The sequence below is a fragment of the Paraburkholderia ginsengiterrae genome, assembly GCF_001645125.1.
In the GTDB taxonomy this organism is placed as follows: Bacteria; Pseudomonadota; Gammaproteobacteria; order Burkholderiales; family Burkholderiaceae; genus Paraburkholderia; species Paraburkholderia ginsengiterrae.
In genome coordinates, this window is the sequence record NZ_LXKA01000378.1 from 1 (window position 1) to 10989 (window position 10989).

The following is a 10989-nucleotide window of genomic DNA, read 5'->3' on the forward strand; positions in this document are numbered from 1 at the left end:
TTCTTCCAGATTGGCTGTGGCGCCGGGTTGACCAAAACCCGGGCGACGCAGCAACCCGTCAAAGCCTGATGACCATAGCGAGTCGGTCCCACCCCTTCCCATCCCGAACAGGACCGTGAAACGACTCCACGCCGATGATAGTGCGGATTACCCGTGTGAAAGTAGGTCATCGTCAGGCTCCCCCTGCAGTATCAGAAACCCCACCCCAAAAGGTGGGGTTTCTGCGTTTACGCGGCCGGAATACACCGTACAGCGCGTCCGTTGACCACCAGAAATTCTTCGACGAGGTTTCCCTCGCCGCTCCACATCATCCGGTTCGACTAAGCTCGTTTTCGCATCGGCGCCTGATAGGCCACGCCTGCCGTAAAGCGGTCGAGTCGTTCACTCGCATCGGTAATTGCCCACAGGGGCGCCCTGTGCAACTGCTGGTCATAATTCGTTGCGATCGTCGCAAAAAGCGCAAACCCCGCGTCGTCCAGTTTCCACTCGCCGGTTTCCCGGCCGATATCAAACACAGCTGACACCGCGCGCTCCGCCGTAGCGAGCTGTTCGCCGGTCACCGAACCAAACCCCGATTCAGCCAGAAAGCCAGTCAACAGCATGATCTGCGTGAGTGTTTGCGCATCCGTCACGCCGCCGACGCCCCGGCGCAAGGCGTCGAGTGCCAGATGCACCCGTAGCGCGAGGTCGTCGGCGATTGGCCGGGCGATCGGTAGCAGCATGGCCTTGGCATGCCGCGAACGCGCCGCGCCAGTGTTACGGGATAAGGGAATAGGTTGTGCCATAAAGGTCTGATGTATCTGTCTTTGCAGATGCAATAACGGCGCGGCCCGAAAAAGGTTGAGTCCTTGTTCTGCATGCTGCGGCGCAGCACAAAACCAGACCCTGGCGCCAAAGCTTCCGCACACAACCTGCGGATCGCCACTTCTCTATCGAGCAGGGCGCTATCCTTTAGTCTGACATTGCTGGCGATACCCCCGCCACGCAACAGACAAGGAGACCAGACGCATGAAGATTCTCATCGCGCGGATGAACCACGAGACCAATACGTTTTCGCCGGTGGCGACACCGTTGGCCGCGTTTGGCCGCAACGGTCCCAGTTATGGCGAACACGCGTACAACGAAAACAAAGGCATGCAGACCGCGATGGCCGCGTTCATCGACGCCGCCGAACGCGAGCATGCCGAGATTGTGACGCCGGTGTCCGCATCGGCGAATCCCAGCGGGCCGGTTGAGGCCGCCGCGTACGATGCGATCAGCGAGGCGATCGTTGCAGCCGCAACGGACTGCGACGCCATCATGCTCGATCTGCACGGCGCCATGGTGGCCACGAATTCGAATGATGGCGAAGGCGACCTGCTCGAGCGGCTGCGCGCCTTGCTGCCAGACGCACCGATTGCAGTCGCGCTCGATCTGCACGGCAACGTTACGCAGAAGATGATCGATAGCGCTGATGTCATCGTCAGCTTCAAAACCTATCCGCATGTCGATATGTATGAGACCGGCGCGCATGCGGCGCGTTTGATGTTCGACCTCATCCATCGCAAGACGAAGCCGGTGATTGCATGGCGCCAGCCGCCTCTGATGACGCACACGCTGCGCAGCGCGACCGCCGAGGGCGCGATGAAACGCGTCGTGGATGCCGCACGCGCCGCAGAGGCCGATGGCATGCTCGCGGTGTCGGTGCTGTCGGGTTTCTCGCTGGCCGACATCGAGGCACCGTGTATCAGCGTCGTGGTCGTCGCGAACAACGAACGTGCTGAGGCCGAAGCGGTGGCGGAGCGCATCGCGCGGCAGATCTGGGACGAGCGCGACGATTTCGTCTATCGCAGCGCGCCGCTCGCCGAATCGGTTGCGCAAGCCGCAGTGCTCGCGCAGGGTGCCGACAAGCCCGTGCTCCTGCTCGATCATGGCGACAACTGCATGTCGGGCGGAACATGCGACACGATGGATCTGCTGGAAGAAGCGTTGCGGCAGAAACTCGACGGCATAGTCAGCGGGCCGTTGTGCGATCCGCAAGCGGTCGCGGCGTTGATGGCGGCCGGCGTCGGCAGCACGGTGAGCGTGACCGTCGGCAATAAGGCCGCGAGCGACACGGTGACGCCGCGCCCGCCTCTCGCCGTGACCGGCGTGGTGCGCGCACTGACCGATGGCGAGTATGTGATCAGCGGCCCGACCTACACCGGGCAGCGTGCCTTCATGGGACGCGCGGCCGTGCTCGACACCGGCTCCGTCAAGCTTGTCATGACGGAGCACACGCATGAGCCGTGGGACCTTGGAGTGTTTGAGAGCGTCGGTATCGATCCGCGTCGCGCGCGTTTCCTGTTGCTCAAATCGCGCATGTATTGCCGGCCGGTTTTCGTGCCGATTGCCGAGGCGCTGGTGGAGTGCGACAGTCGTGGCGTGACGAGTTCGGATTACGGTCTATTCGCTTTCGAGCACCTGAAGCGGCCGGTTTATCCACTGGATACGCGGACCGAGTGGGCGTCCGCGAATTGAATGACGCACACGCCTCGCTTAAAGTGCCGTTTGGGGCTTGTGCCGGGCGCACAGGTTCTCTATAATTCGCGCCTCTAAAGGCTCGTAGCTCAGTTGGTTAGAGCACCACCTTGACATGGTGGGGGTCGTTGGTTCGAATCCAATCGAGCCTACCAACGCATCCATGACGTAGACGAAAGCGGTTCCGCTTTCGTCTACGTCAGGTTCTCGCATCACCCCGGCGCACGGGTTCATCGTGCGGCCGCCAGTCGATACTCTCCATTGCGCAGTGCCTCAATGTCCATCGCAGCGTAACGCGCTCGCGAATGTCTTCGCGCGCCCGCTGTGGCTTCCATCACGGATGAAGCAGATCGAAACCTGCCAGCGCGACAACGCCGCTCACGACGATCAGCGCAACCGAATGTTGTCCGAAATAAAGAAGACCCGCTGCTGACCAACTGGTTAGCGCGAACGCGGCAATCTGTTTCATGCTTTAGAACCCCAAGGCAACAGCCAACAACCCACTGACTACACCACACGCCACGACGGCCAGCGCCACGACCGTCAGCACGCGCTTCGGGAACGAGCGCCCGAGCATTGCCATCGACGGCACGCTGATCAGCGGCAGCGTCATCAGCAATGCGCCTGCCGGACCAGCCGCCATGCCGAAGGACAGCATGGCCTGGATGATCGGCACTTCGCCCGCGGTTGGAATCACGAACAACGTTCCGGCGATAGAAAGCGCAATGATCCACAGCAGGCTGTTGTCGATATCCGGCCCGATGTGCGGAAACAACCACGTGCGCGCGGCGCCGAGAACCAGCACGAGGACGATGTATTCGGGAACGAGTCGCAGCGTCATCGTGCCGAGAATTTTGACCCACCGCGCGAACGCGGTGCCGGGCACGTCTTCGGCGACCAGTTGTGCGATGGTTTCGCGCGCTGCTTCCGCTTCCTTCGGGGTGACCATCCGGTTCACCAGATACCCGAGTCCGAACACCATCACGACGCCCAGGGCGAGCCGCAAACCCATCCACTGCCAGCCCAGCACGAAGCCCATGAAGATCAGCGTGGCGGGATTCAGCGCGGTGTTGCCGAGCCAGAACGCGATCGCCGCGCCCGGTGCCGCCTGGCGCGCGCGCAAACCGGCCACGACCGGCGCCGCGCAGCACGTGCACATCATGCCCGGCAACGACATCAAGCCGCCCTTCACCACACTGCTGAAATCCGTGCGGCCGAGCGCGCGCGCGACCCATTGCGGCGGAATCAACGCCTGCACCGCCGAGCCGAGCAGCAGCCCGAGCACCATGGCTTGCCAGATCGCTTTGCCGTAGGCGAGCGCGTAGTCGATCGCCGCCTGCCACGATGCCGCCGGCGCGCTCGCCGACGTGCCCATCAGGATGGATTTGCCGATGGAGTGCTGGCTCGCGGCGACGAACGCGCGGTTGTAGTACGGGAACCACTTCACATAAAAGAGGCCGACAACGGCGATCAGCAGAAACACGATCCAGCCAAGAGTGACACGCGGTTGCCGAAGGGTTGATTGCATGTTGGTTTTAGACGTGAGTTTTTATCAGACGGTAGCAAGCGTGGTGCTATCGAGTTGGGCCAGTAGCACTCTCGCCTGGTCGACGACATCGGCGTCGTTGGGGCGGAAGCTCAGTTGCCAGGCTCGCGGCAACTGGACGAAATGCTGACGGCTGCTGCGCGCGTATGCAGGGTCATAGTGCCGCTCGATCAACTCATGCGCGAGTTCGGCGCGTCGATTGCCATCGACGAGCTGCTGCCAGCCCGTGACACGCTCCCGGCTATGCAGGCCGACGAGTTTTTGCAATTGCCCCTTCAGCGAATCGGGGTCGTCGAACAGATGGGCGTAGTCGTGCAGCAGGAACGCCGCGCGATCTTCGCGGCTCGACAGCACCTCGACGCACCTGCCCCGATGAAACGTTTCGAGCAGCGCAAGCGGCAGCGCAACCGAGCCGATGCGCCGGCTTTCCGCCTCCACGAACACCGGCCGGGCCGGAGTCAGGGAGCGCAGCGCGGTGACGAGAAGTGTGTCGAAATACTTCTGCGACGGCTGCTGCACGCCCGCCCACGCCCCGAGCAGCGAACCGCGATGCGACGCCAGCGCTTCGAGATCCAGCGTTTGCGCGCCCGCCTCGCGCAAGGCCGTGAGCAGTCGCGTCTTGCCGCTGCCGGTCGGTCCCACCAGCGCGATGTAGGAGAACGTCTTCGGCAAGGTATCGAGCGTATCGAGCGTGGCTCGCCGGTAGCTCTTGTAGCCGCCGTCCAGCTGCCGCGCCTGCCAGCCGATCATATTGAAGAGCGTGGTCACCGAGCCCGAGCGTTTGCCGCCGCGCCAGCAGTAGATCAGCGGCCGCCAGCTGCGCGGCCGGTCGGCGAAAGTCGTTTCCAGATGATGCGCGATGTTGCGCGCGACGAGTGCCGCGCCGATTCGTGTGCCTTCGAAGGGCGAGACCTGCTTGTACGTCGTGCCGACCAGCACGCGTTCTTCATTGCTCAGCACTGGGGCGTTGGTCGCGCCGGGAATGTGGTCTTCCGCAAACTCTAGCGGCGTGCGCACATCGACGATTTCATCGAAATCATCTGCTTTTTCGAGGCTGACGAGTAGGTTTTTCAAGGAGTTAGGGACAAAGCAGGCCGGCGGCGGAGATCGAAATTATCGCATGCGCCGCCAAACCCGTCCGATGAACGGCGCGGTCCCGCCTCCCGGAGCGCACCCCCGCCTTGTCTTTGTGCCGCCCGCGCGTCAGATGACCTCGACGCGTCCTTCGCCGCGGACCATTTCGCCGATAACACAGGCCTCGCCGAAGCCGTCGGCGCGGAACAGGGCGAGCACCTCGTCGACCGATTGCGGCGCGCACGAAACCAGCAGGCCGCCGGAGGTTTGCGGGTCGGTGAGCAGGGCGCGCGCCGTCGCCGGCAATGACGATGGCAGAACGATGTCTCTGCCGTAGGCGTCCCAGTTGCGCCCCGAGGCGCCGGTAAAAATGCCGGCTTCCGCCAGGCCCGCCACCCCCGGCAACCACGGCAGATCCGCATAGCGGACGCGGGCGGTCAGCTTCGAGCCACGTGCCAGTTCAAGCGTGTGGCCGAGCAGGCCGAAGCCGGTGATGTCGGTGAGGGCGTGCACGCCGTCGAGTTTCGACAGGTCCGCACCTGGGCGATTGAGCTTGGTCGTCGCGCCGATCATCGCGGCGTAGCCGGCGGCGTCGAGCCGGTCTTTTTTCAGCGCCGCCGAGAGAATGCCCACGCCTAGCGGTTTACCGAGAATCAGCACGTCGCCGGCCTGTGCGCCCGCATTGCGTTTGACGCGCTTCGGATCGACCACGCCGATGGCGACCAGGCCATAGATCGGCTCGACCGAGTCGATCGAGTGGCCGCCGGCGAGCGGAATGCCCGCCTCGGCGCAGACGGATTCGCCGCCCTTCAGCACCGCCGCGATCACATCGTGCGGCAGCACGTTGATCGGCATGCCGACGATCGCCAGCGCCATGATCGGCTTGCCGCCCATCGCGTAGACGTCGGACAGTGCGTTGGTGGCGGCGATGCGGCCGAAGTCGAACGGATCGTCGACGATCGGCATGAAGAAGTCGGTGGTGGCGACGATCGCCTGCTCGTCATTGAGCTTGTAGACGGCGGCGTCGTCCGCGGTGTCGTTGCCGACCAGCAGGTCGGGAAAAAACGGCAGCGGCGTGCTGCGCTTGAGCAGATCGGCGAGCAGGCCAGGGGCGATCTTGCAGCCACAGCCTCCGCCGTGCGACAGGCTGGTGAGGCGGGGCGACGAACTTGCGTTGGCGTGGGTATCAGTCATCGTGGCGAGAATCTCGGGCTTCGAATGACCGCATTATGCGGCTTGTTCGGGCGGAGCGCAGCGGGCCAGTATGGCCGGGCCGGCCTCGAGCAACCATTGAGAGTACACTCGAACGGGGTTTATCTGCCTCCGGGATTACGTCATGTCGTTCGATGTATCCGGGAGAGCAGGGGAGCCAAGACTCAGTTTCCATGAGGAGCTGAACATGAGTGAACTACGGTATCCAAACGAAAGCAGAGCGTATCGCGAGGCGCGTGACTTATTGCTTAAAGAGGAACAAGAGCTTGTTGACAAAGTGAGATCAGTCGCGAAACAACGCCGCAATCTTCCTCCAGGCGGGCAGTTGAAAGAGGACTATGTCTTCCAGTGGGCCAACGATGGGAAATTGGGCAAGAGCGTGAAATTCTCCGAGCTATTTGGGGACAAAAACACCCTGCTCCTTTACTCATTCATGTTCGGTCCGAACTGGGACAATCCCTGTCCGTCGTGTACGTCGCTGGTCGATGGGTTTGATCGCACCTGGTATCAGGTCACTCAGCATGCCGCGTTCGTAGCCATTGCCAAAGCCCCGGCTGATCGAATCAATACATGGGCCAAACAGCGTGGCTGGTCGCAGATTGCACTGGTATCCGGGTCGGAATCCACCTATCAGGCGGACTACAAATGCCAGGGAGACTCTGATGATATGCAATGGCCAGTGATGCACGTATTCAGGAGGCTGGATGGAAAGATCTTTCACTTCTGGGGAACTGAATTGTCAGGGAATCATGTTGACACGGTGTGGCCGTATTGGAATCTCATGGACTTTACGCCAGAGGGTCGCCCCGACATTCCCACTCCGCCACAAAACTTCAGATCAGAATACCTTGAGAAACACTACTTGAATAACGAGTAGCTTGTTGCCTGATCGTGCCATGGCATACCCTATGCACGAAAGTTTTGGCAAAGGTGGCGGAATGAAGTGTCGCTTGGATGCCTCGGTAAATTCGGACTTCGAATCTTCAGCGCACACTTGATTGCGCAAAGATTTTGTGGGAAAAGCTCAGGATCGCCTCGGAGCTCGGAGGCGCAACCGCTTTCGCGGCTCCGGTTTCGGGCGCTTATGTCCTCTCGCCTGGTGAAAAAAAGCAGTGCACATCTGCGGAGGCAACGCAGATGCCAAAGCGCGTATCTCAGTACGCGACAAACGGACCCACTCCGCCAGGCGTCGATTGTTGCTCGACGGCGGCGTAGACGTTGCGCCCGTAGAAGAACGGCAGGCCCCAGACGAACATCATCGGGTTGGCGAAGGTGGGGCCAGCAAGCAGAGGCAGCACTGAATTGCCACCATGAATCTGCATGAGCGCCGTGCCATTGCCGACTTCAAAAGAGACAGCGCTGGTCGCGCCATTCACACCTTCAATCATGGCGCTCAACTGCTGGGGCGTTGCGGGGCAGTAATACGCGTTGTTTGGGCTCGCGCAGATCGGCAGCGCACTGGTTTGAAAGAACAGTCCATTTGAGCCACTGTCCATGGTACTCCTCGAGTAGCTCGTGCCATTTTGCACCGTTGTGAATGTGCCGTTTGACGGACTGACCCCGATCACCTGCGCATTGCCCAGACCGTTATTGCTCTGCGTGCCGATGCCGAACACCAGTTGCCCGGTGAGCGAAGATTCACCGCCTGGCGACGCGCTTGGCAGCATCAGGATCGAACCGTTGTTATTCGTCGCGAAGTAGGGAATCGGATTGGCAACCTGCAGGTTCTCGGCGACGGAGATCGACGTGCAACTGCCTCCCACGCAGCCATAGTAGGTCGCCGACACGGCATTCTGCACGCAGGCCGGACCGCAATCGTGTTTGAACACGCTAATGCCAAGTATCCCGTTGGCCGCCAGATTCGTAGGGGTGTTGCGAGACGCGCCGAGACTGCTGCAGTCCGATGGCGTTGCGCTATAGTTTGGATCGATCACCTGGACGGGCAGCGACGCAGCTCTTTCACCTCCAATCAGTACATCGGCAAGCCGCACCGATCCCCACGTATAACCATCGAAGAACTGCATGCATTCGGCGAGCAGATTGCCCGCACGATCTTTCTGCTGCGGCAGCATGAACGACGGCGGCAGTTGCGAGGCGAAAATGCGCAGACCCGACGAGCCGGTGTCAACCTGTACATGATCAATGGTTTGACACTGCGTCGTGCCCGGCACGCACAGCGTGACGCTGACGAACGGTATATTCGGCACACCTATCACGCCGAAATCGACGGTCACCGCTGTGGCGTTCGAGGCTAACGCTTGCGGCACGGGCGCTGTACTCGTAAGCGACTGCCCTGGCGCTGATGCGCTGGATGAACCGCTGCCCCCTCCACCGCCTCCCCCGCATGCGGCGATTAATACCGCAAGCAATGTAGCCGCGAGCAGCTTAAGAAGCGAACCTGTACTAGGGAGCGAATCAAGATCGCGCATGATTGCCCCGCTATTGAATGACGTTTGCGTCGACGCCGGCCGGGACTGCTTGCGGCAAATACGCGTAGCCCGCGAACGCACGTAAATGGCCAGCCGAGAACACCACCAGAGTATCGTTCGAGATGGCAAGCGGGGATGCCCGGCGCGTCGCGATGGCCGCGACATAGTGATCGAACGCTTCGCCCAGCGTAGCCTTCAGATTCGGCAATGTCGGTCCGTCCCAGGCGACGCCGAAGACGATTCCGTTCATCGCGACATACTCGCGCACGACAGTGCCTGACGGCAGCGTAATCAGATGCACGGTGTAGGAGACTTGCGAAATAACGCTGTGCGCCGTGGCATGCATTTGAACCTCGTCGCTGCCTACGCTGCTGACCTCCCCGCCGAGGGTGGCCTGCGCGGGCAAAGACAACGCGCAAGTCGCCCCGAGCATTGCGCAAGCAATGCCAGCACGATATATCGCTTTCATGAGCTTCTCCTCGCAACTGAAAGCCGCCTGATTGGCCGTATTCACTACCTATAATTAATTTCTAGTGCGAATCGTTTTTCCGATCTTTCCTAGCTTGATTCTTCAAAGGACTTCACCGTATACGCCGGAGACGCCATGGCGGTTCCGTGGCGACGCGTGCGAGGTCCATTTCGCTTCCCCGGATTGTTCTGCTGAATGTCGGCGGCAACAGAGTCGCTCGTGAATCTCGTACCGCAATGACTGTGCCAGGAGGGCGCAAACGCTTGCTACGTGATGAACCGCACGGTTTCAACGCGGTCGGCAAGTGCCGCTCAGGCACCTAATGTTTCGCAACCGTTACGCGTGAGACGCTCGAGTTAACTGGAAATCCCCGTCTCTGTCAGGGTGCGGGCGAGTTCATGCCTCCGCGCATCTAATGTGGATAAGGCTGACACGCGGATCCTGATGAATGTTCAGACGCAGCAGGGTGGCAACGGACGAGAAGTGAAGTGCCGAAAAACCTGTCTCAACATTGAGACTGGATTGGGGCTGCGGGTCTCTTCAACGTACGCAATCTAGTCGAAGATAACGGCGCGGCGCGCGCTCGTGGTTATTTCGCTTCAATTTCCGCCGAAATCCGCCATCGGTTCAGAGGTCGTCTGATTGCAACAGAACCCACCGGACAGCATCTGTTTGCCTGAAGCATTCCGCCTCCGGTAGTCGTCGTTTCCCCCTAGTCGAGATGGACTACGTGCAGCTAAACCTGTCGTGTTAACCTCGCCATGCACGAAAAACAGCGGTCCCAAGCGTGGAAAACGATGGCATTTTTGCAATGGGTCGCACGGTTAATTTCAAGTCCATCGATTCAATCTGATTTAGTTCGGTATACAAAGTAATTGTTATATATATCGATTAAATAAAATCGGTAAAGCACAATTAAAAAGGAAAGAAATGTCAACACGCACCTGGATGCGCACACTCTTCGCTGCCATTTCTGCTGTCCTGGTCGGCGTTATCATCGCCGCGTGCGGCTCGTCGTCCTCCTCGATCAATCTGACCGGACAGCAGCAGATCAGACACGTTTTCGTCATCACGCTCGAGAACGAAAACTACACGACCACCTTCGGCGCCAACAGCAAGGCACCGTATCTTTCGCAGACGCTCGCCTCGCAGGGCGCGTTGGTGCAGCAGTACTACGGCACGGGGCACGTGAGCCTCGACAACTACATCTCGATGATCAGCGGTCAGGCGCCGACGCCTGAGACGGATAACGATTGCCCGATCTACCAGGATCTCAAGCTCACCGGCACGACGCCGGACGGGCAGGCGACCGGCTCGGGCTGCGTCTATCCGGCGAGCATCAAGACGCTGCCGGACCAGTTGAAGGCGGCGGGCTACACGTGGAAGGGCTATGAGGGCGACATGGGCAACGACCCGACGCGCGAAGCCGCCACCTGCGGCCACCCGACGCTCAACACGACCGATCTGACGCAGTCGGCGGAAGCGCCGAGCGCGGCTGTGCCGCTGGGCGACCAGTACGCGACGCGCCACAACCCGTTCATGTATTTCCACTCGATCATCGATTCACCGGACTGCGGTCAGAACGTCGTGAATCTGAACAAGCTCACCACCAACCTGCAGTCGATCTCGACCACCGCCAACTTCAATCTGATCACGCCGAATCTGTGCGACGACGGTCACGACTCGCCGTGCGTGAACGGCCAGCCGGGCGGCCTGACGAGCGCGAACACGTTCCTGCAGAAGTGGGTGCCGATTATCAC

The 10989-nt window shown here is 60.7% G+C and carries 10 protein-coding genes, 1 tRNA gene and 1 rRNA gene; 5 read left to right on the plus strand and 7 right to left on the minus strand.

Annotation, left to right across the window (positions count from 1 at the left end; translation table 11 throughout):
- Positions 1 to 64 precede the first annotated feature (64 nt).
- Positions 65 to 178: ribosomal RNA gene (gene rrf / locus A6V37_RS36095) — 5S ribosomal RNA — on the plus strand.
- Positions 179 to 320: 142 nt separating this feature from the next.
- Here rrf and A6V37_RS36100 read toward each other — a convergent pair.
- Positions 321 to 785: a hypothetical protein gene (locus A6V37_RS36100; RefSeq protein ID WP_064286877.1), complete on the minus strand. Its 465-nt coding sequence runs from the start codon at positions 783 to 785 to the stop codon at positions 321 to 323.
- Between the two features lie 223 nt (positions 786 to 1008).
- Here A6V37_RS36100 and A6V37_RS36105 point away from each other — a divergent pair, with 223 nt between their 5' ends.
- Both A6V37_RS36105 and A6V37_RS36110 read left to right on the plus strand, forming a co-directional pair.
- Entirely contained in the window at positions 1009 to 2499 is a 1491-nt protein-coding gene (locus A6V37_RS36105) for a M81 family metallopeptidase (RefSeq protein WP_064270317.1), read from the plus strand.
- A 78-nt stretch (positions 2500 to 2577) separates the two neighbouring features.
- Positions 2578 to 2654 (plus strand) — tRNA-Val (locus A6V37_RS36110).
- A gap of 179 nt (positions 2655 to 2833) precedes the next feature.
- On the opposite strand, the gene A6V37_RS42960 is transcribed toward A6V37_RS36110, so the two are convergent.
- The 4 genes from A6V37_RS42960 to selD all read right to left on the minus strand — a co-directional run bounded on the left by A6V37_RS42960 (position 2834) and on the right by selD (position 6313).
- Positions 2834 to 2968, minus strand: a complete 135-nt coding sequence (locus A6V37_RS42960) for a hypothetical protein (protein ID WP_278185295.1) — start codon at positions 2966 to 2968, stop codon at positions 2834 to 2836.
- A gap of 3 nt (positions 2969 to 2971) precedes the next feature.
- Positions 2972 to 4027 carry a permease gene (locus A6V37_RS36115; RefSeq protein WP_064270318.1) on the minus strand — a complete coding sequence of 352 codons (1056 nt, stop codon included), beginning with the start codon at positions 4025 to 4027 and terminating at the stop codon, positions 2972 to 2974.
- 24 nt (positions 4028 to 4051) lie between these two features.
- A complete protein-coding gene (gene mnmH, locus A6V37_RS36120) occupies positions 4052 to 5119 on the minus strand; it encodes a tRNA 2-selenouridine(34) synthase MnmH (RefSeq protein WP_064286878.1) in 1068 nt (355 codons plus the stop codon).
- 129 nt (positions 5120 to 5248) lie between these two features.
- Positions 5249 to 6313, minus strand: coding sequence for a selenide, water dikinase SelD (gene selD / locus A6V37_RS36125; protein ID WP_064270320.1), 1065 nt, complete (start codon positions 6311 to 6313; stop codon positions 5249 to 5251).
- Between the two features lie 205 nt (positions 6314 to 6518).
- On the opposite strand from selD, the gene A6V37_RS36130 reads away from it, so the two are divergent.
- Positions 6519 to 7208 (plus strand): DUF899 family protein, encoded by a 690-nt coding sequence (locus A6V37_RS36130; RefSeq protein ID WP_064270321.1) that lies wholly within the window; start codon positions 6519 to 6521, stop codon positions 7206 to 7208.
- Between the two features lie 277 nt (positions 7209 to 7485).
- Here the strand turns inward: A6V37_RS36130 and A6V37_RS36135 are convergent, their stop codons facing one another.
- On the minus strand, positions 7486 to 8760 hold the full coding sequence (locus A6V37_RS36135) for a DUF3443 domain-containing protein (protein WP_064270322.1): 1275 nt from the start codon (positions 8758 to 8760) through the stop codon (positions 7486 to 7488).
- 10 nt (positions 8761 to 8770) lie between these two features.
- A complete protein-coding gene (locus tag A6V37_RS36140; protein WP_064270323.1) occupies positions 8771 to 9229 on the minus strand; it encodes a DUF2844 domain-containing protein in 459 nt (152 codons plus the stop codon).
- A gap of 930 nt (positions 9230 to 10159) precedes the next feature.
- Between A6V37_RS36140 and A6V37_RS36145 the strand changes: the two genes are divergently transcribed.
- Positions 10160 to 10989, plus strand: an 830-nt coding sequence (locus tag A6V37_RS36145; protein WP_064286879.1) for an alkaline phosphatase family protein, incomplete at its 3' end; no start/stop codon positions are given.

Excerpts from the sequence above, each read along its gene's own strand:
- A6V37_RS36100 (WP_064286877.1), bottom strand. The coding sequence starts at position 785 with ATGGCACAACCTATTCCCTTATCCCGTAACACTGGCGCGGCGCGTTCG.
- A6V37_RS36105 (WP_064270317.1), top strand. The coding sequence starts at position 1,009 with ATGAAGATTCTCATCGCGCGGATGAACCACGAGACCAATACGTTTTCG.
- A6V37_RS42960 (WP_278185295.1), bottom strand. The coding sequence starts at position 2,968 with ATGAAACAGATTGCCGCGTTCGCGCTAACCAGTTGGTCAGCAGCGGGT.
- A6V37_RS36115 (WP_064270318.1), bottom strand. The coding sequence starts at position 4,027 with ATGCAATCAACCCTTCGGCAACCGCGTGTCACTCTTGGCTGGATCGTG.
- selD (WP_064270320.1), bottom strand. The coding sequence starts at position 6,313 with ATGACTGATACCCACGCCAACGCAAGTTCGTCGCCCCGCCTCACCAGC.
- A6V37_RS36130 (WP_064270321.1), top strand. The coding sequence starts at position 6,519 with ATGAGTGAACTACGGTATCCAAACGAAAGCAGAGCGTATCGCGAGGCG.
- A6V37_RS36135 (WP_064270322.1), bottom strand. The coding sequence starts at position 8,760 with ATGCGCGATCTTGATTCGCTCCCTAGTACAGGTTCGCTTCTTAAGCTG.
- A6V37_RS36140 (WP_064270323.1), bottom strand. The coding sequence starts at position 9,229 with ATGAAAGCGATATATCGTGCTGGCATTGCTTGCGCAATGCTCGGGGCG.